Here is a 19,313-nt window from a genome sequence, read left to right as displayed (position 1 = left end):
GCCCGAAAGCGCACACTGCCGGCCTTTTCTCAGCGAGGAGCGACCATGCTCAACAACGACGTCCTGCGCAGCCTGCGCTACACCCTCAAGGTCAGCGATGCACAGATGGCCGAAATCGCCGCGCTGGGCGGTTGTACGGTAGACGAGGCAGAGGTTCGCGCCTGGCTCGCCCGCGAGGACGAGGACGGCTATCAGGAATGCCCGGACGAGGCGATGGCGCGTTTTCTCGACGGCTTGATCTACTTCAAGCGCGGCAAGGACGAGAGCCGCCCGGCGCCGCCGCTGGAGCTGCCGGTGAGCAACAACCAGATCCTGAAGAAGCTGCGAGTAGCCTTCGAACTGCGCGATGAAGACCTGCAGGCGATCCTGCGGGCCGCCGACCTGCAGCTGTCGAAATCCGAGCTCGGCGCGCTGTTCCGCAAGCCGGGACACAGCAACTACCGGCCCTGCGGTGACCAGCTGCTGCGCAACTTCCTCCAGGGGCTATCGCTGCGCCAGGGCTGAGCTCGCTAAGGCGGGCCTGCAGTGCTTGCGTGGTCGGCATGGACGCTGTGGCGAGGGAGCCCTGAGCGTCGCGTTCGGATCGCTTGCCCTGAGCAGCTCCGGCCGGCACGCGTTGCATGAACGTTTGCCGCTCGGCTCGGGCCTAACCCCTGACGAATCCAGGGAGCCCGCCCATGACCTTTTCCATCGTCGCCCGCTGCCCGCGCACCGGGCAGTTCGGCGTCGCAGCCGCCACCGCCATGCCGGCCGTCGGCAAGCTGCTGACCCACGCTGCGGCGCATGTCGGGGCGGTGGCGACGCAGGCGCAGATCAACCCATACCTCGGCATCGACGGCCTGCGCTTCCTGCGCGAATTCAGCCCGGCCGCTGAGGTCCTCGAGCGGCTGCGGCGCACCGACCCCTGCATGGAGCTGCGCCAGTGCGCGGTCATCGACAACAGCGGGCGCACCGCCTGCTGGACCGGTGAGCGCTGCCTGCCCTGGGCCGGCTCCATCGCCGGCGAGCAGTTCTGCGTGCAGGGCAACCGGCTCAAGGGCCGCGAGGTGCTGGAGGCGGCGTGCCAGGCGTATGTCGGCAGTGCCGATCGGCCGCTGGTGGAACGCCTGATGGCGGCGCTGGAAGCCGGCGATGCTGAAGGTGGCGACCGCCATGGCGAGTCCTCGGCGACGGTGTATGTGGTCGATCAGGAGGCGTATCCGCTGTGGGACATCCGTGTCGACCACCACCGTGATCCGTTCGCCGAGCTGCGCCGGCTGCACGATGTGTCCGCCCGCGAGGTGGTCCCGGAAATCCTCGCCATGCCGACGCGCGCCAATCCCGCAGGCGCGGCTGGCGAAGAAACCATCTAGCTGCCCGGGAGGACGCAGGGCTGCAGGCGCCTACATCGAGCGAGCGGTTGAACCCGCCCCTGACCCGAGCGAGTGGCCGCGGATTTCGGACAGTCACGCGCATTTATCGCGTCTGCAGGGTTCGTTACTCGTTCAGCGCCTAAACTTGCTCTCAGCGTATCGAGGCCCGAGGCTGGCGCGGCGTCGAACGCGGGAGGCATCCATGCACGTGATTCCGAGCATCTGCACCTTCTGTGGCGTCGGCTGCGGCCTCGGCCTGCGAGTCGAGGGCGGTCGCGTGGTGGGCGTCGAGCCGCAGCCGGGGCACCCGGTCAGCGCCGGGCAGCTGTGTGCCAAGGGCTGGGCCAGCGGGTTTGCCATCGATGCCGGCAACCGCCTGCGCACGCCGCTGATCAAGGAGCACGGAAGGTTCCGCGAAGCGGGCTGGGACGAGGCGCTGGATCTGATCGTCAGCGAGTTCCGCGCGGCGCTGGAGGTCGCCGGGCCGGCCGGAGTCGGGGTGATCAGCTGCGCCCACGCGAACAACGAGGATAACTATGCCGCGCAGAAGTTCGCTCGCGCGGTGCTCGGCACGGCCAACATCGATCATTGCGCGCGCATCTGCCACAGCCCTTCGGTGGCGGGGCTGAGTCGCACCCTGGGCTCCGGGGCGATGACCAATTCCATCGCCGACATCGACGAGGCCGAGCTGATTCTGGTGATCGGCGCCGACGTCACCGAGAACCACGCGATGATCGGTGCGCGCATGCTCCGGGCGCAGGCCCGCGGCGCCCGGCTGATCGTCGTCGACCCGCGGCGCACCCGCCTGGCGCGGCTGGCCGACCAGCACGTGCAGTTGCGCGTGGGCAGCAACATCGCGCTGCTCAACGGGCTGCTGCACATCATCTTCGCCAACGGCTGGGAGGACCGCGAATTCCTCGCCCGCCGCTGCGACAACGAGGCGGCGCTGCGTGCCCATGTGCGCGAGCTGACCCCGGAACGTACCAGCGTGCAGACCGGCGTGCCGGTGCTGGCGCTGATCGAGCTGGCGCGCGCCTACAGCCAGGCGCGGCGCGCCTTCATCGCCTACGGCATGGGCATCACCCAGTTCCAGAGCGGCACCCACAACGTTATTGCGGTGGCCAACCTGGCGCTGGTTTGCGGCCAGCTCGGCCGGCCCGGTACCGGCGTCAATCCGCTGCGCGGACAGAACAACGTGCAGGGCGCCTGCGACATGGGCTGCCTGCCGGACGTCTATCCCGGTTACCAGAAGGTCAGCGACGGCGCGGTGCGGAAGAAATTCGCCCGCGCTTGGGGCGTGGTGCAGCCGCCGGCACCGGGGCTGACCTCGCTGGGCATGAGCGAGGCGGCGCTGCGCGGCGAGTTCCACGCGCTGATGGTGCTCGGCGAGGAACTGGTGGTCACCGATCCGGACCAGCACAAGCTGGCCCGCGCGCTGCGTGCGCTGGACTTCCTGGTGGTGGTCGAGCTGACCCTGAGCGAGACCGCGCGCTTCGCCGACGTGGTGCTGCCGGCGGCCGCCTTCGCCGAGAAGGACGGCACCTTCAGCAATTGCGAGCGGCGCATGCAGCTGCTGCGCAAGGCCATCGAGCCGCCCGGGCAGGTGCGGGCGGACTGGCAGATCCTCGCCGCGCTGGCCGAGCGTATGGGCTATGAAGGCATGCGCTGGGCCAGCGCGGACGAGGTGTTTGCCGAGATGGCCGCGCTGTCGCCGATTTTCAGCGGCATCAGCCACGCGCGCCTGGCGCGGACCGGCGGGCTGCAGTGGCCGTGCGATGCGGCGCACCCGGACGGTACCGCGATCCTCCACCAACAGTGCTTCCCGCGTGGTCACGCGCAGCTGATTCCGGTTTCGCAGGTCGAGCCGGATGAATGTCCGGATGCCGACTATCCGTTCTGCTTCACCACTCAGCGCCTGCACTTTCACTACGGTGGCGGGGCGATGACTCGCAAGTCGCCGCTGCTGGAGCGGGAGATTCCCGCCGGGCTGCTGTTCATCCACCCGCAGGATGCCGCGCGACTGAACCTGAACGAGGCACAGGGGGTGTGCGTGGCATCGCGTCGCGGCCAGCTGGAAACCCGCGCGCACCTCACCGACGACGTGCCGCCGGGCACCGTCGCCATGCCCTATCACTTCCGCGAGGCGCCCTGTAACCGTCTGACCAACAGCGCCCAGGACCCGATCAGTCACATGCCGGAACTCAAGGCCTGCGCGGTGGCGCTGACCCCGCTGGCGCCCGGCCAGGCGCCGCGCATCGAACTCGAACGCCCGTTGGAGGCCGACCATGCAGGCCTATGAGCTGGACAGCCCCGAGCGGCTGCGCGCGCCTCTGGCCCGCGAGCGGCAGCTTTACCAGCCGCAGCCGGATGGGCAGGGCGCGTTGCGCTGGCAGGTGCTGGACGATCCGTCGCAGCCCTTCGTCGTGCCGGTCGAGCCGCCGGTGTTTTCCGCCAAGGCGTTCTTCTTCGCCGAGCGCGAGGCGCTGTTCCGCTACGAGAGCGGCCGCTTCATCGCGCTGCAGCCCCAGGTGCGGCCGCAGGTGCTGTTCGGCCTGGCCGCCTGCGACCTCACCGCGGTGGCCTACCAGGACCGCTTCTTCGCCGCCGATCCGCACTATCAGGCGCGCCGCGCCGCGACCCTGCTGGTCGGCCTCGATTGCGCGCAGAGCTGCCAGCACGGCTTCTGCGCCATGATGGACAGCGGGCCGGAGGTGCGCGCGCATACCGCCGACCTGATCCTGCGCCCGCTGGGACGGCGTTGGCTGCTGCTCGTCACCTCCGAGCGTGGGCAGCAGGCGCTGGCCGGGCTGGTGCTGGCTCGTGCACCGGCAGACTGGGCACAACAGCGCGACGCCCAGGCACTGCAGGTGGCCGCCGAGCAGGGCGAGCAGGCCGAGATCGCCCTTGGTTGCGCGGCGCTCAATGGCGAAACGGTGGACAGCCAGGCCTGGAAGCGCTCGGCCTGCGCTGCCTGGGCTGTTCCGGCTGCACCTCGGTGTGCCCGACCTGTTCCTGCTTCGCGCCCTTCGAGCAGGCCGAACCCGCAGGCGGCAGTGTGCAGGAGCGGGTCTGGGATTCCTGCCTGTACCGGGGCTTCCAGCAGGAGGCCAGCGGTCATAACCCCAGCGCGACCCCCGGGCAGCGCTTCTGGTACCACAAGTTCGGCGACGACTTCCGCCAGCGCTTCGGCCGCGACGGTTGCGTCGGTTGCGGGCGCTGCGACGCGGTGTGCCCCGGCGGCATCGGCGTGCACCAGGTGATGAAGAGGATCGGCCAGCCATGATCGACCTGACGCCACGGAGCATGCGCCTGCTCGATTGTTACGACGATGGCGAGGCGGCGCGGCATTTCAGCTTCGCCGTCGAGCCGCTGGCCGACGAGCCGGTAGTGCAGCCGGGGCAGTTCTTCATGCTCGCCGTGCCCGGCGTCGGCGAGGCGGCCTTCACCTATGTCAGCCCGCCGGATGCCGAAGGGCGCTTCAGCGCGCTGATCCGCCAGACCGGCACACTCACCGCCGCGCTGTTCGCCCTCGCGCCGGGCGCCGTGCCCGGCTATCGCGGGCCGTTCGGCCACGGCTGGCCACGCCCTGCGCCGGGCGAGCGGTTGCTGCTGGTGGCCGGCGGTTGCGGGCTGGCGCCGCTGGCCGGAGTGATCGACAGCGCCGCCGGCGAGCTGCAGCTGATCTACGCCGCACGCAGCCGTGCCTATCAGGTGCTGGCGCGCGAACGCGCGCGCTGGCGCCAGCGGCTGACGCTGATCGAGACGCTGGACCAGGGCGATGACGGCCGGCCGCAGGGCAACCCACTGGATGCGCTGGAGCAGGCGCTGAGCCGTGGTGAGGCGCCCGCGCAGGTGCTTTGCTGTGGGCCGGAGGCGCTGATGCTGGCGGTGGCGCGGCGCTGCGTCGATCGTGGCCTGCCCGCCAGGCGGATCTGGCTGTCGCTGGAGCGGCGCATGCATTGCGGGGTGGGGTTGTGCGGGCACTGCTACATCGGCAGCAGCTACGCCTGTGTCGATGGGCCGACCTATCGCTACGATGAGTACCTGCGCCTGCTGGCGGCCAGCGGTCAGGTCGCCGCCGGCTGCCTGCCGCCGCAGCCCTGCTGAGCGGGCCGGGTGGCAGAGCGTCGCCGCGACCCGCCAGTTTCAGTCGCGCCGCCAGTGCACGTCCACGTAATACTCTTCGCCTTCGTAGCGGATCTCAATTCGCCATCGTAGGCGGCTTCCAGCGCGTGGCCGATGCGCTGCGCCAGATGCAGTCCGGTGGTGGTCACGCGCAATCCATCGGGTTCGTCGCTGATGACCATCAGGCGCTCGAGGGGATGTTCGCTCTTCTCTTTTTCCTCGGTGTTGCGGATCAGCCCGCAGAGCTCGTCGGCGTGCGTCTTGACGAAGGCGCCGAGCAGACTGATGGTGCCGGCCGGGACGTTCTCGGCAATGCGTTGGCAGGCCGGGCACAGCGCTTCCTGCGCGTTGGCGGCGTCGACCAGGCCGTGCCAGGTCCAACGCCCGGCCTGGTAGGCGGCGCCGCATTGCGGGCAGACGGTGTCGCCGCGCTGGTGCCAGGCCTTGAGATAGGGGTCGTGGTGTTCGGGTTGCAGAAGCTTGTCGCGCGTATTGTCAATGGCGAAGGCCTCGATGATTGGGAGGGTGCCTTTGCAGCGTAGATCAGCCCGGCGCGCTCGTCCGCTGTCCATGGGTGGCGATTGCGGGTTGCGATGATTTGTCGCGCCCAGCCGGTGGCGCCGGTATGGATGCCCGACCGGGCAAGCATCAGCTGTGACTGGGCGTGCGCCGACAGGGCTCGCTCAACAGGGCCGCGACACCTCGCGTGGCGTCAGCTGCTCCAGGCGCAGCGGCGCCAGTGCGCGCCGGCGCACGGCCATCCAGTCTTCCAGCGCCGACAGCGAACGCGGCGGCGAGAGCAGGTAGCCCTGGAACAGGTCGCAGCCGGCCTCGAGCAGGGCCGACTGCTTTTCCATGTTGTCCACGCCCTCGGCGTTCACCCGTTTGCCCTGCGCATGGCAGAAGGCGATGAGCGCCGCGAGGCTCTGCTGCATGTCCGGGCGGGTGAGGCTGTCGACGATCACCATGTCCAGCTTGATGGTGTCCGCCGGGTATTGCAGCAGCTGCTGGAACGAGGTGTAGCCGACGCCGAAGTCGTCGATCGCCACGCGGAAACCCGCCTGGCGCATGCCCTTGACCACCGCCATGGTGTCCTTGCTCAGCTCGGCGGCGTAGGTTTCGGTCAGCTCGATTTCAATCCTGCCCGGCTCGATGCCGTGGTGGGCGGCGCGCTCGATCAGGTAGCGGCAGATGCGATCGTCCACCAGCTGGGCCGAGGACACGTTGATCGCCAGAATGACACCCTCGCCAAACAGGCGGACCAGCTCGGGGTACTCGGCCAGTGCATGGTCGATCACCCAGCTGTCGATCTTCGGGAACAGCCCGGCACGCTCGGCGATGGGGATGAACTCCGCCGGCGAGACGGTGCCGAGGATCGGCGAATGCCAGCGCAGCAGCACTTCGCAGCTGACCACCGCACCTTCACGGTCGAGCGCCGGCATATACACCAGGCGCAGCTGGTCGTCGCCGTCGAGCGCGCGCAGCTGCTCTTCGATCAGGCGGATGCGCTCGTTGCGTAGCGCGAGTTCGCCACTGAAGGCCACCACCGCGTTCTTGCCTTCGGCCTTGGCCTGATACATCGCGGTATCGGCACGGGTCAGCAGTTGGGTGATGGAATCCGCGTCTTCCGGGTAGCGGGCGGTGCCGATGCTCAGTCCCACCGGGTAGAGCCGATCCTCGAGACGGAAGCCGCCACGACACAGCCCCAGCAGTGCCTCGCACAGCTCTTCCAGATCTGCAGCGCCGGGCTCGGTCAGCAGCAGGATGGCGAACTCGTCGCCTGACAAACGGGCCAGGGCCGTTTCCGTCTGCGGATGGCGCAGCCGGTGCGCCTCCAGCACGCCCTGGGCGCGCTGGGCAAAAATCCGCAGCAGCGTGTCGCCGGCATCGTGACCGTGCTGATCGTTGACCTGCTTGAAGTTGTCCAGATCGATGAACAGCAGCGCCAGACGCTTGTCGCTGTGCAGGCAGCGTTCGTACATGGCGTTGGCGAGCATGCCGAAATGCGCGCGATTGCTGGTCTGGGTCAGGCTGTCGGTCCAGGAGATCTCCTGGATACGGCGCAGCGCGGCGGTGTTGTGATCGTGCAGCGTCTTCATGTTCAGCGTCAGGCGGCCGATTTCGCCGCCGACGGTGGGTTCGTCGAGCGCGGCGCGCTTGCACAGCAACAGGTCGGTGAGCTGGTCGTCGAGCTGGCTGATGGGGGCGGTGACGTAGCGGCGGATCAACAGCAGCAACAGGCCGATGGAAACCACGCACACCAGCGTGCCACCGGCGAGGAACGCCAGGCGCAGCGTTTGCAGACGCTCGGCGAGATATTCCGGGGCAGGGGTGAGGCGCGCATACAGCGAGCGCGACAGCAGCACGTCGGCGGACAGCTCCGGCTGGATCGGAGCCAGTTCGGCGGCGATCTCCAGCTGCGCGCGGTATTCGTGTTCAAGTGCCTGTTTCAGCGCAATGAAGGCTTCCGGGCGCACCGCCAGCTGCAGGGCGAAGGCTTCGCCACGCTGGCTGGGCAATGGCCGGCTGCCGGATGCGGGCAGGATGAAGTCGGTCTGCAGCAGAAGCGGGCCGCCCTCGGCCTGCTCGACGTAGACCATTGCGGCGGGCTCCAGCCCCTGCTTTGCCTGCCGAACCACCTGCTGCTGGATCACGTTCATGCTGGCGAACGGCGACAGGCTGCTTTCGAAGTAGTAGGCCGGCTCGCCGTCCGGCTGAACGATGGCGACCGAGGCGAAGGACAGCTTGGCGGTCGACAGCGAGCGGATGGCCTGCTGGATGCTCAGCCCGAGGGTGTCGTTGCGAAAGGCGGTATCCGCCTCGCGCAGGAATGCCAGCAGCGCCTCGCTTTCCATGATCGAGTAGAGCACGCTGCGGTTGAAGGCCTCGTAGTCCAGATAGGCCGATTTCAGCGCGGACAGCTGCTGCGCCAGGCGCGCCTGTTCCAGATCCAGCAGTGCGGACCGCTGGGTCAGGTAGGCGGCGGTCGCGGCAACCAGCTGGATGATCAGAATGACCGGAAAGATCACCAGCAGGGCGCGCTTACCGAGGGTCATGGGCGTTGATCAGTGCGCTGATGATGCGTCGCCGCGTCTGCGTGGCCTGCAGCGGTCGCGGTTCGTAGACCTGGCTGCGCTCGAGCACCGGCTCCGGTGGGTAGATGCTCGGGTCCTGGCGTACCTCCGCCGGCAGCAGTACCCGTGCTGCGGCATTGGGGGTCGCCACACCCAGCTCGGCGGCGTTCAGCGCGGCGATTTCCGGGCGCAGGAGAAACTCCAGGAAGCGATACGCCAGGGCCTTGTTCGGGGTGCTGGTCGGCACCGATAGGCAGTCCACCCAGAGCAGCGTGCCTTCTTCCGGCACCACGTAGCGCCAGGGTTCGCCGTCGATGCCCTCGACCTCGTTGAGGACCTGCTGGTCACCGCTGTAGGCCAGGGCCATGTCCGCCTGATCCAGATAGCGCTGGCTGCGCAGGGAAGTGATCACGTATTCGTAGGTGAGCACGGCCGGCGCCTGGGCCATGAGCAGCTCGAACGCGGCCTTCAGCTCGTCGTTGTCCGCGGTGTTGATCGAGCGTTGCTGGAGGATCAGCGGGCTGGCGAGGATGTCCTCGTGGTCTTCCATCATGATGATGTGTGGCTCGTTCGCCCGAGCCGGCTGCAGCAGGTCTGCCCAGGAGCGGGGCGTGCGTTCGACACGGTCACTGCGGTAGGCGATGCCGAGCGTGCCCCAGAGATACGGCACGCTGTGCGGGCCGCAGCTGTCACGCCAGCGTTGCGGGATGTGGCGCAGCCCTGGCAGTGCGGCCTGGTCCAGCGGTTGCAGCAGCCCGCGCGCGCCGAAACGGGTGGAACTGATCAGCTCGGTCAGGGCGACGTCGACCTGGTGGTCGGTCTTGGCCAGCACTTCGTCGCGCTTGTCGCCGCTGTCGAAGTAGATCTGCCGGATTTCAACGCCGGTCTCGGCCTGCCAGCGCTCGATCACCGCCTCGCCAAGGAATTCCTCCCAGGTCAGCAGCGTCAGGCTCTGTGCCGCCTGCAGCGAGGCGGAGGGAAACAGCAGGCTCACGGTCGTCAGCAGAACGCTGCGTGCGCACCAGGCAACCCGGGGTTTCTTGTTGTTCGGCATGGGTATCCTTCCGCTGGCAGAGGTCGCGCCGGCCGAGCGGCACGGTCGCAATAATGGCACTTTAATGGCGCCAGGCATATGACGGCAATGCCTTTCGTACCTGCACCGATCAGTGGCGACCGCGTTGTTTGTCGCAGCAGTCCACGGACCTCCCATTCTTGAGCCAGACTCCATTGCAATCGGCAGCGTAGCGAGGAACCGGCCATGACCCTGAAGATCCCTTTCCCTGATCGAGTATATGCAGGCGAGGCATTGGCCGAGCGGCTCGCGCAGGAGGACGACTGGACCGATGCCCTGGTGCTGGCGCTGCCGCGCGGCGGTGTGCCGGTGGCGTTCGAAGTGGCGCAGCGCCTCGGCCTGGAGCTGGACATCCTGGTCGTGCGCAAGCTCGGCACGCCGGGCAATCGCGAGCTGGCCATGGGCGCCATTGCCAGTGGCGGCGTGCGGGTGATGAATGAGGACATCGTGCGCTACGTGCACGTCTCCAAGGCCGAGATCGACGGCACCATCGCTCAGGAGAGCCACGAGCTGCAGCGCCGCGAACAGGCCTATCGCGGCGACCGTCCGCGGCCGGTGGTCGCCGGGCGCGCGGTGATCCTGGTGGACGACGGGTTGGCCACCGGCGCCACCATGCGTGCTGCGGTGAAGGCGGTGCGCCAGCTGGAGCCGGCGAGCATCACCGTGGCGGTGCCGGTGGCGGCGCCGGAAAGCGTCGCACAGCTGGAGCCGCTGGCCGACCGTGTCGTCTGCTTGCACATGCCCCACGACCTCTACGCCATTGGCCGCTGGTATCAGAATTTCGACCAGACCCCGGACCAGCTGGTGGTCGATTTGCTGCGGCGCGCCTGGAGCAGCGGAGGGCAGCCAGCATGAGCCAACCTTCATCGACACCGATGCGCTTCACCCTCGGCAAGGCCCGCCTGCATGGCGACCTCTGTCTGCCGCCGCATGCCACCGGGCTGGTGGTGTTCGTCCACGGCAGCGGCAGCAGCCGGCACAGCCCACGCAACCAGAGCGTGGCGCGGCGCTTCAACGAGTTGGGCCTGGGCACCTTGCTGTTCGACCTGCTGACCAAGCACGAACAACCCATCGACGAGATCACCCGCCAGCTGCGCTTCGACATTCCGCTGCTCAGCCAGCGCCTGACTGGCGTGGTCGACCAGTTGAGCAGCGATGCGCAGCTGCGCGAACTGCGCATCGGCCTGTTCGGCGCCAGCACCGGTGCCGCCGCGGCCCTTACCACCGCGGCGTCACGCCCGGCGGACATCGCGGCGGTGGTCTCGCGCGGCGGCCGTGTCGATCTGGCCGAGCCTTCGCTGGCGGGGTGCGGGCGGCTTCGCTGTTCATCGTCGGCAGCCGCGATCTGGAGGTGCTCGAACTCAACCGCGCCGCCGCGGCACGTTTGCAATGCGAACATCAACTGGTGGTGGTGCCCGGTGCCAGCCACCTGTTCGAGGAGCACGGCACGCTGGAAGAGGTTGCCCAGCTGGCCGGCGACTGGTTCGTGCGCTACCTGCGCTGAGCGCGGCGCCTGCAGATCGCGAGAAATATGCGGTGCAGCACGCTGCTGGCACTTCGATTGGCGAGGATCGACGGCGGCCGCGATGATAGGGCGCTCGACAACAAGGAGGTTTCATGAGTATCCACAATCCTTACGCACCACCCGCTGCCACGCTGGCCGCCGATGAGACGCACCGGATCGATGCATTGCCCGTTTCCGACGCCTGGAAACGGCGTTTCATTGCCATTGCCCAGGCTGGAGGGCCACGCCTGCCAGCATTCAAGAGTCTGCCTGCCGCCGAGCGGCGCAAAGCCATGGCGTTCAACATCCTCGCCTTTTTGTTCGGGCCGCTGTACTACCTGGCCAAGGGCATGTGGCGTCGGGCGGTTAGCTATACGTTGCTGGCACTGATCGCGGTCAGCCTGATCATCATGGGGCTTGATGCGTTGGGCTATGGCGAGTTCGCGCGCTTCCTTTCCTATGGTGTCGCTGGCGTGTTCGCCATGCGTGCCAATCTCGATTTCTATAAGAGCCAGGTACTTGGCGACAACGGCTGGCTGTAGCTTCGCCGTCGCGACACCAGGTCGGCGGGCGAAGGCCGCAGCGCCGCTACGCCGACCAAATTGACGGTTAGCGGTTGTAACTCCAGAAGCGGCAGCTGACTCAGCGCCTAGTGCCCTGGCCGACCAGCATCACCGCGATTGCACGCACCCGGGGTTCCCGGCATGCGGTATGCCAGCGGCATCGCTGTCCTTCAATGCCCTCATGGGTGCTCGTCGTACCGGGCGTTCAGCCTGCGGTATCGGAGCCAGGCCCCGTGTCTGTTCTGGTCGTCCCGTCTGTCTCGCGGCGAAGCGCCAAGCCGAGCGGCAATCTGCTGATACAACGCATTTCGCCGCGGAATATGGACAGCGGCGAACTCTTGGCCTCGACTTGTTACAAAGATCGGAATGCCAAGGAGAATGGGATGAGCCACGCCGCACTGCGTCGCGGAGCTGCCGACGCGCTCTTCTGGTTGCTGATCTACGCCGCGCTCTGGGCCCTGTTCGCCGCCGGGCAGGGTTGGTTGCTGGGTGCGCCGACGGTGCTGCTGGCGGTTGCCCTGAGCCTCTGGCTTGGGTTGCGGCCGCTGACTATCCGGCTGGCTGCGCTGCCGGCGTTTGTCGGGCTGTTTCTCAAGCACATGCTGCTGGGTGGCTGGGACGTGGCCCTTCGTGCCCTGCGGCCGAGCTGCCCGCTGCAGCCGGCATGGCATCCCTACGCCTTCAGCAGCCGTTCGCCGCGGGTGCGCCTGCTGCTGTCGGCGATGGTCGGGCTGCTGCCCGGCACACTGGCTTCACGCATCGACGGCGATCGGATGTGGGTGCACGTGCTGGACGAGCGCCAGCCCTGGCAGGCCGCCGTCGATGAGCTGGAGCAACGCCTCGATCAGCTGCTCGCTGCAGGGGATGCGTCGTGATGGCGGTCTTCGCGGCGCTCCTGCTGCTGACCTTGTTGGTCGGGCTTTGGCGCGTGCTGCTCGGGCCCGGCCGGGTCGACAGGTTGCTCGCCGTGCAGCTGTTCGGCACCACTGGCACCGCGCTGTTGCTGGTGCTGGCGCAGTGGCAGGGCGCGCCGGCGTTGCGCGATGCGGCGCTGGTGCTGGCACTGCTGGCGGCGATCGTCAGCGCCGCGCTGGTGCAACTGTTGCGGCGCAGTCGCCATGAATGAGCTGCTGAGTGTCTTCAGCTGGCTGCTCTTGGCCGGCGGCCTGCTGTTCTTCTTTGCCGGCAGCGTCGGCCTGCTGCGCTTTCCCGATACCCTGAGCCGGCTGCATGCGCTGACCAAGGCCGATACCCTCGGCCTCGGCCTGGTGGTCGCCGGGCTCGCGCTGCGTGCGACGAGCCTGCTGGAAGTGGCGCAGATGCTGCTGATCTGGCTGCTGGTGCTGGCATCCGGCGCCACCGCCTGCCAGTTGCTGGCGCGCCAGGCCGGCGAGGAGGGCGAGGATGACTGACTGGCTGCTCGATGCAGTGCTCGGCCTGTTGCTGCTCGGGCTGGCCGGCGGCGCGCTGCATGTACGCCAGCTATATGCCGGCGTGCTGCTGTTCATCGCCTTTGGCCTGGTGCTGGCGCTGGTCTGGGCGCGGCTGGGAGCCGCCGACCTGGCGCTGGCCGAAGCCGCGATCGGTGCCGGGCTGACCGGTGTGCTGCTGTTCGCCGCGCTGGCGCGCCAGCCCCGGGCCGGCAGCGAGCCGCAGCTGTCGCGCCGCCGGCGTCTGGCCGCGGTGGCGGTGCTGCTGCCGCTCTTGTTGATGGTGTTGCCCCAGCTGGCGCCGCTGGCCGAGTTGCAGCCAGGCGTTCCGGCGCAAATCGATGCTGCGCTGGCACAGAGCGGCGTTGAGCATCCGGTGACGGCGGTGCTGCTGAACTTCCGTGCCTGGGACACCTTGCTGGAACTGGCGGTGCTGCTGCTGGCGTTGCTTGGCGCGCGCCAGCTCGGCACGCTGCAGCCGCAGCTGAGCGAGCCCTGGCCATTGTTGCGCGCCTGGGGCCGCACCCTAGCGCCGCTGCTGGTGCTCGCCGGCGGCTATGTGCTCTGGCGCGGTGCGGCCTCGCCGGGTGGCGCATTTCAGGCTGGCGCGCTGCTGGCTTCCGGCATCGTCCTGCTGCGCCTGGCGGGTGCGCTGCCGGCGCTGTACTGGAGTTTCTGGCCGCTGCGCCTGCTGGTGCTGATCGGGCTGCTGCTGTTCGTCGGCGTGGCCGCCGCCTGTGCCTGGTTCGGCGATGGCTGGCTGCATTACCCGGTCGGCTGGGCCAAGCCGCTGATCGTCTTCATCGAGGCCGCGGCGACGCTGTCCATCGCCGCCAGCCTGAGCCTGCTGGTGATCGGCGACGATCCGGAGCCGCAGTCATGAGCGCCACGCTGTTCTGGATCGCCATCGGTTTCGCCCTCTGGCTGCTCGGTCTGCACGGCCTGCTGACGCTGCGTCACGCACTACGGCGGATCATCGCCATCAACCTGATGGGCAGTGGTGTGTTCCTGGTGATGATCGCCCTGGCGGCGCGTCATGATCCGAGCGACCCGCTGCTGGTGGCGCTGGTGGTCACCGGGCTGGTGGTCGCCGTCAGTGCCACCGCGCTGGCGCTGCGCCTGAGCAGTGCGCTGGCGTCGGAGACCAAGCGGTGAACGCCGCGATGGTCAGCCTGCTGCTGCCCCTGGCCGGCGCGTTGCTGCTGATCCTGCTGCGCCCGGCACGCGGCGGCCGCTGGGTGATCGCGCTGAGCCTCGGCGCGCTCCTGGCGGCGGTCATGGCGTTGCAGGTGGTGCTCGACCATGGCGAACGCAGCCTGTTCATCGGCGGCTGGGAGGCGGGGCTGGCGATTCGTTTTCGCCTGACGCCGCTGGCCGCGCTACTGCTGGTATTCACCGCCGGGCTGCACCTGCTGGTGGCGCTATATGCCGCGCGCATCACCCATGCCACCGGCAAGGCGGACTACTGGCCATTGTCCTGCCTGCTGCACGCGGCACTGGCGGCGCTGTGGCTGTCGGCCGATCTGTTCAACCTCTACGTGACCCTGGAACTGCTCAGCCTGGTGGCCGTGGCGCTGGTGTCGCTGGCCGGGCGCAAGGCGTGGAAACCCGCGCTGAACTACTTGCTGCTGTCGCTGGCCGGCTCGCTGGCCTACCTGCTTGGCGTGGCGCTGATCTACGGGCGCTACGGGCTGCTCGATCTGGCCCTGCTGGCGCGCTTGACTGAAGCCGACGGCGCAACCCATCTGGCACTGCTGCTGATGAGCGTGGGGCTGATGCTCAAGGCCGCACTCTGGCCGCTGCACCTGTGGTTGCCGCCAGCCCACGCCGCGGCGCCGACCGCGGTCAGCGCGCTGCTCTCGGCGCTGGTGGTCAAGGGCCCGCTTTACATCCTCTGGCTGATCTGGAGCGAGATCGCGCCGGCACCCTTCAGTCACGATGCCGGCCTGCTGTTCGGCACTGCCGGCGTGCTGGCGCTGGTTGCTGGCGGCTGGTCGGCACTGCGCGCGCCACGGCTGAAGACCCTGGTGGCCTACTCGACGGTCGCCCAGCTGGGTTATGCGCTGCTGGCGCTCGGCTTGCTGCTGCACCTCGACGAGCCGCGTCTGCATGCGGCGCTGTGGCTGTTCGTGCTGGCCCATGGGCTGGCCAAGGTGTCGATGTTTCTCGCCGCCGGCGAGTTGCAGACCATCCTCGGCAGCAAGCGGGTCAACGGCATGAAGGGCGCCAGCCAGAACGTGCCGATCGCCCTGGCCGCCTTCGCCGTGGCTGGCGGCAGCCTGGTCGGGCTGCCACCCAGCGGCGGCTTCCTGGCCAAGTGGTTGCTGCTGCAGCCACTGTTCGAGCGGCCGCAGCACTGGCCCTGGGCGCTGGGTGCGCTGTTCGGCACGCTGATGTCGGCCGCCTACGTGTTCCGCGTCGTCGCCCACGGCTTCGATCGCGCCAGGCCGAACCCACCGAGCATCCATCCCGATCGCCTGGCGCAGTGGCTGGCCCTGCTGCCGGCGCTGCTGGTCTGGGGGCTGGCGCTGATCAGCGAGCCGCTGCTGCTCTGGCTCGGAGGGCTCGGGCGATGAGCTGGCGTGAGCTGTTGCCGCTGGGCATCGTGCTCAGTTCGCTGCTGCCGGGCCTCGTGATCTTCGCGCTGCGCGAGGAACAGCAGCGCCTGCGGGTGAGCCTCAACCTGCTCGGCGTGACGCTCAAGCTGGTGCTGGTCGCGAGCATGCTCTACGGCGTCAGCCAGGGCAGCGAGTACCGTTTCAGCGTGCCGCTGCTGCCGGGCGCGCCGCTGGTGCTGCAGGCCGATGCGCTGTCGCTGCTGTTCGTCGCGCTGTCTTCGCTGCTGTGGGCGGTGACCACCGTCTACGCCATCGGCTATCTGGAAAACTCGCCGCTGCGCTCGCGCTTCTTCGGCTACTTCAGCCTGTGCGTCAGCGCCACCGTCGGCCTGGCCTTGGCCGGCAACCTGGTCAGCTTCCTGCTGTTCTACGAGCTGCTGACCCTCGCCACCTTCCCATTGGTGGTGCATCGCGGCACGCCGGAGTCGCTGGCCGCCGGTCGCATTTATCTGGCCTACACGGTCGCTGGCGGCACCCTGGTATTGATGGGTGTGGCGTTGCTGCACAGCATCGCCGGTACGCCGGATTTCCAGGCCGCCGGCTACCTGCTGGAACAGGTCGAGGAACATGACCTGACGCTGCGCGTGGCCTTCGCCCTGCTGATCTTCGGCCTCGGCGTGAAGGCCGCGTTGATCCCGCTGCATGGCTGGCTACCGCAGGCGATGGTCGCGCCGGCGCCGGTCAGCGCGCTGTTGCATGCGGTGGCGGTGGTGAAGGCGGGCGCCTTCGGCATCGTGCGGGTGGTCTACGACGTGTTCGGCGCCGAGGCGCTGCTGCGCCTGGACCTCACCACGCCGCTGCTCTGGCTGGCGGCCGCGACCATTCTCTACGGCTCGTTGCGTGCCATGCAGCAGCAGGAACTGAAGAAGCGCCTGGCCTACTCGACCATCAGTCAGGTGTCCTATGTCACGCTGGGCGTGGCGCTGCTCGGGCCGATCGCCGCGGTGGGCGGCCTGGTGCACCTGGTGCATCAGGGGCTGATGAAGGTCACGCTGTTCTACTGCGCGGGCAACTTCGCCGAGACCCTGGGCATCCATCGCATCCGCGAGATGGATGGCGTCGGCCGGCGCATGCCCTGGACCATGACGGCGTTCTCGGTGGGCGCGCTGGGCATGATCGGCATACCGCCGATCGCCGGCTTCATCAGCAAATGGACGCTCGGGCTTGGCGCACTGGAGGTCGGGCAGGACTGGGTGCTGCTGGTGCTGCTCGGCTCCGCGTTGCTCAACGCCGCCTACTTCCTGCCGCTGCTCTGGCGCGGCTGGTTCGCCGAGCCCGCCGACTGGCACCAGAACCGCTGGACCGACGAGCGCTTCGAGACCCACTGGATGCTGCTGCTTCCGCCATTGATCACCGCGTTGCTGTCGCTGCTGGTCGGGTTGCTGGCGGCGACGGCGCTCAGCCCGCTGGGCTGGAGCCAGCTGATCGTCGAGCGGGAGTTCGCCATATGAACGCCTGGCTCTGGCTGCTGGTGCCCTTCGCTCCGCTGCTCGGCGGCGCGTTGCTGCCCTGGCTGCGCGAACGCTGCTTGCCCTGGCTCTGGCTGAGTTGTCTGCCGGCGCTGCTGGCGACGCTGCAATCACCGCCGTCACTGGAGCTGCCCTGGCTTTGGGAAGGCGTGCGCTGGGGTGCCGACGATGCGCTGACTCGCGCCTGGCTGGGCTTTTCCGCCGTGCTCTGGGGCTGCGCCGCGGTTTTCGCCAGCAGCAGCCTGGCCCATGGGGCGGGACGGCTGCGCTTCTGGGTCTTCTGGCAGCTGGCATTGGCCGGCAACCTGCTGCTGATCATTGCCACCGATGCGCTGAGCTTCTATCTCGGCTTCAGTGCCATGAGCCTGGCTGCCTACGGGCTGATCGTGCACCACGGCGGACCGGGGCCGCGGCGCGCCGGGCGTCTGTATCTGCAACTGGCGATCGGCGGCGAAATGCTGCTGCTTGCCGGGCTGCTGCTGCGCAGCCACGGCGCCGCGCTGGCCTTCGACTTCGCCAGCTGGCAGGCGCAGCCGATCGACCACCTGACCCTGGCCCTGCTGGTGCTCGGGCTCGGGCTGAAGGCCGGCTTCTGGCCGCTGCACGTCTGGCTGCCACTGGCCCATCCCGAGGCGCCGGCACCGGCCAGCGCGGTGCTCTCCGGGGCGATGCTCAAGGCCGGCATCCTCGGTGTCTGGCGCTGTGTGCCGGAGGCCGATCCAACGCTGACGGCCTGGAGCACGCCGTTGCTCGTGGTCGGCCTGTTCGGCGCGTTCTATGCCGCTGCGCTGGGACTGCGCGCCGCTAAGCCCAAGGCGGTGCTGGCCTGGTCATCGGTGAGCCAGATGGGCTGGCTGCTGATGATCCTCGCGTTGGCCTGGAGCGCGGAGGCGCCGTCCCCCGCGCTGCTCACGCTGCTGGTGCTGTTTGGCGTGCATCACGGGCTGGCCAAGGGTGCGCTGTTTCTCGCCGCCGGGATGGTTCACGAGGGGCGCCTGCCACGCCTCGGTTGGTTATTGCTGGTCCTGCCGGCGCTGGCGATCATGGGGGCGCCGCTCACCAGTGGTGCAGCGGTGAAGTACCTGCTCAAGGACGCCTGGCACGACAGCGCCTTTGCCGCCTGGGCGCCATGGCTGACGCTGGCCAGCTTCGCCACCGCACTGCTGCTCTGGCGCGCACTCTGGCTGATGTGGCGCGACCAGCAGCAGGTCAGCACGCGCGTGCCGCTCGGGCAATGGCTGCCCTGGGTACTGCTCAGCCTGGCCTCGGTGGCGCTGCCGTGGTTGTGGCCGGCGCTGCGCGATCCGCTGCTGGCAGGCCTGTATCCGGCGGGTCTGTGGGGAGCGCTTTGGCCGTTGCTGCTGGCGCTGGGTCTCACCGGGTGGGCGCTGTTTCGGCGCTGGCAGGTGCCGTCCAATCTCGCGCGTATGCCCAACCCCGCACTGTGGGCATCGTCATACCTGACGCGTCTCCTGCGCCAGCCACCGCTGCCCGAACCCAGCGTGCGGCTCGATCGCGGGCGCTGGCGCAGGCGGGAGCGACGCTGGAACCGGCTATGGGAGCGCGGCGCCCTGGCGATCAGTGCCTGGCTGCTGGTGCTGCTGCTCTGGTTGGGCTGGCTGTGGTGATCAGGGTAGGGCCTTTTCGGCGAACGGCCGGGTCTCCAGGCCGAGCTGGGCGCGGAAGCTTTCCATGTCGAACATGGTGCAGATCTCCTGCACCTGCTGCGTCGGGGTGATGGTCCAGAAGGCCATGGCGGAGATGCTCAGCACCTTGTCGCTGGGCGGATAGCCGAACGCCGGCTGCGCGATGCTGCCGATCAGCGTGCTCCAGGTCACCACCCGGTTGCCTTCGGCGAGGCATTCCTCGACCACCACTTCCAGCTCCGGCATGACCTGGCGGATCTGCCGGACCATGTCGAGAAACTCGGCACTGCCCAGCGGGCGACCGATAAAGGAGCTCTTGTAGAGGAAATCCTTGCTGTGCAGATGCTCGGCGAGCGCCAGGTGCCCGCGGTTCCAGGTCAGGTCGATGTGCTGACGGACGAGTTTCTTGCGGTCATCCAGTGACATGCACTCTCCAATGGGCTGCAGATAGCTCGGCAGC

Annotated in this window: 18 protein-coding genes and 2 pseudogenes; 16 read left to right on the top strand and 4 right to left on the bottom strand. The window is 68.4% G+C overall.

What is annotated here, in order from left to right; translation table 11 throughout:
- The first annotated feature begins 45 nt into the window (after positions 1–45).
- The 5 genes from NAO55_RS01340 to NAO55_RS01320 all read left to right on the top strand — a co-directional run bounded on the left by NAO55_RS01340 (position 46) and on the right by NAO55_RS01320 (position 5,459).
- Positions 46–504 (top strand): YehS family protein, encoded by a 459-nt coding sequence (locus NAO55_RS01340; protein WP_102839454.1) that lies wholly within the window; start codon positions 46–48, stop codon positions 502–504.
- 173 nt (positions 505–677) lie between these two features.
- Complete coding sequence (locus NAO55_RS01335; protein ID WP_102839455.1) at positions 678–1,352, top strand: DUF1028 domain-containing protein; 675 nt, start codon at positions 678–680, stop codon at positions 1,350–1,352.
- Between the two features lie 202 nt (positions 1,353–1,554).
- A complete protein-coding gene (fdhF, locus tag NAO55_RS01330; protein ID WP_102839456.1) occupies positions 1,555–3,651 on the top strand; it encodes a formate dehydrogenase subunit alpha in 2,097 nt (698 codons plus the stop codon).
- A 696-nt stretch (positions 3,652–4,347) separates the two neighbouring features.
- Positions 4,348–4,635, top strand: a complete 288-nt coding sequence (locus NAO55_RS01325) for a 4Fe-4S dicluster domain-containing protein (RefSeq protein ID WP_232244592.1) — start codon at positions 4,348–4,350, stop codon at positions 4,633–4,635.
- The gene (locus tag NAO55_RS01320) at positions 4,632–5,459 is read left to right on the top strand and encodes an FAD/NAD(P)-binding protein (protein ID WP_102839457.1); all 828 of its coding nucleotides are present in this window, start codon (positions 4,632–4,634) and stop codon (positions 5,457–5,459) included. Before NAO55_RS01325 ends, NAO55_RS01320 begins: the two co-directional genes overlap by 4 nt.
- 39 nt (positions 5,460–5,498) lie before the next feature.
- Here NAO55_RS01320 and NAO55_RS01315 read toward each other — a convergent pair.
- The 3 genes and pseudogenes from NAO55_RS01315 to NAO55_RS01305 form a co-directional block, all read right to left on the bottom strand.
- Positions 5,499–5,977 (bottom strand): annotated as a pseudogene (locus NAO55_RS01315) (BCAM0308 family protein).
- 183 nt (positions 5,978–6,160) lie between these two features.
- Positions 6,161–8,533: a putative bifunctional diguanylate cyclase/phosphodiesterase gene (locus tag NAO55_RS01310; RefSeq protein ID WP_102839458.1), complete on the bottom strand. Its 2,373-nt coding sequence runs from the start codon at positions 8,531–8,533 to the stop codon at positions 6,161–6,163.
- Complete coding sequence (locus NAO55_RS01305) at positions 8,520–9,605, bottom strand: ABC transporter substrate-binding protein (RefSeq protein ID WP_102839459.1); 1,086 nt, start codon at positions 9,603–9,605, stop codon at positions 8,520–8,522. Before NAO55_RS01305 ends, NAO55_RS01310 begins: the two co-directional genes overlap by 14 nt.
- Positions 9,606–9,809: 204 nt before the next feature.
- On the opposite strand from NAO55_RS01305, the gene NAO55_RS01300 reads away from it, so the two are divergent.
- From NAO55_RS01300 to NAO55_RS01250, 11 genes and pseudogenes are all read left to right on the top strand, one after another.
- Positions 9,810–10,478, top strand: a complete 669-nt coding sequence (locus NAO55_RS01300; protein ID WP_102839460.1) for a phosphoribosyltransferase — start codon at positions 9,810–9,812, stop codon at positions 10,476–10,478.
- Positions 10,475–11,127: pseudogene (locus NAO55_RS01295) on the top strand (dienelactone hydrolase family protein). Before NAO55_RS01300 ends, NAO55_RS01295 begins: the two are co-directional and overlap by 4 nt.
- A gap of 113 nt (positions 11,128–11,240) precedes the next feature.
- Complete coding sequence (locus tag NAO55_RS01290; RefSeq protein ID WP_102839461.1) at positions 11,241–11,669, top strand: DUF2628 domain-containing protein; 429 nt, start codon at positions 11,241–11,243, stop codon at positions 11,667–11,669.
- Positions 11,670–12,073: 404 nt separating this feature from the next.
- Positions 12,074–12,565 carry a Na+/H+ antiporter subunit E gene (locus tag NAO55_RS01285; RefSeq protein ID WP_102839462.1) on the top strand — a complete coding sequence of 164 codons (492 nt, stop codon included), beginning with the start codon at positions 12,074–12,076 and terminating at the stop codon, positions 12,563–12,565.
- Entirely contained in the window at positions 12,565–12,816 is a 252-nt protein-coding gene (locus NAO55_RS01280; RefSeq protein WP_063539478.1) for a monovalent cation/H+ antiporter complex subunit F, read from the top strand. The genes NAO55_RS01285 and NAO55_RS01280 overlap by 1 nt, the downstream gene beginning before the upstream one ends.
- Positions 12,809–13,102, top strand: coding sequence for a cation:proton antiporter (locus NAO55_RS01275; protein WP_102839463.1), 294 nt, complete (start codon positions 12,809–12,811; stop codon positions 13,100–13,102). The genes NAO55_RS01280 and NAO55_RS01275 overlap by 8 nt, the downstream gene beginning before the upstream one ends.
- Entirely contained in the window at positions 13,095–14,003 is a 909-nt protein-coding gene (locus NAO55_RS01270; protein WP_102839464.1) for a hydrogenase subunit MbhD domain-containing protein, read from the top strand. The genes NAO55_RS01275 and NAO55_RS01270 overlap by 8 nt, the downstream gene beginning before the upstream one ends.
- Complete coding sequence (locus tag NAO55_RS01265; RefSeq protein WP_102839465.1) at positions 14,000–14,275, top strand: NADH-quinone oxidoreductase subunit K; 276 nt, start codon at positions 14,000–14,002, stop codon at positions 14,273–14,275. The genes NAO55_RS01270 and NAO55_RS01265 overlap by 4 nt, the downstream gene beginning before the upstream one ends.
- On the top strand, positions 14,272–15,696 hold the full coding sequence (locus NAO55_RS01260; RefSeq protein WP_102839466.1) for a complex I subunit 5 family protein: 1,425 nt from the start codon (positions 14,272–14,274) through the stop codon (positions 15,694–15,696). Before NAO55_RS01265 ends, NAO55_RS01260 begins: the two co-directional genes overlap by 4 nt.
- Positions 15,693–17,189 carry a complex I subunit 5 family protein gene (locus NAO55_RS01255; protein WP_102839467.1) on the top strand — a complete coding sequence of 499 codons (1,497 nt, stop codon included), beginning with the start codon at positions 15,693–15,695 and terminating at the stop codon, positions 17,187–17,189. Before NAO55_RS01260 ends, NAO55_RS01255 begins: the two co-directional genes overlap by 4 nt.
- The gene (locus NAO55_RS01250; RefSeq protein WP_102839468.1) at positions 17,186–18,835 is read left to right on the top strand and encodes a complex I subunit 5 family protein; all 1,650 of its coding nucleotides are present in this window, start codon (positions 17,186–17,188) and stop codon (positions 18,833–18,835) included. The genes NAO55_RS01255 and NAO55_RS01250 overlap by 4 nt, the downstream gene beginning before the upstream one ends.
- On the opposite strand, the gene NAO55_RS01245 is transcribed toward NAO55_RS01250, so the two are convergent.
- Positions 18,836–19,279: a ketosteroid isomerase-related protein gene (locus NAO55_RS01245; RefSeq protein WP_102839469.1), complete on the bottom strand. Its 444-nt coding sequence runs from the start codon at positions 19,277–19,279 to the stop codon at positions 18,836–18,838.
- Between the last annotated feature and the right edge of the window lie 34 nt (positions 19,280–19,313).

The organism is Stutzerimonas frequens, assembly GCF_024448335.1.
Classification (GTDB): Bacteria; Pseudomonadota; Gammaproteobacteria; order Pseudomonadales; family Pseudomonadaceae; genus Stutzerimonas; species Stutzerimonas frequens.
Note: the sequence above shows the minus strand (reverse complement) of the source record. Positions and strands in the feature narration are given on the sequence as shown.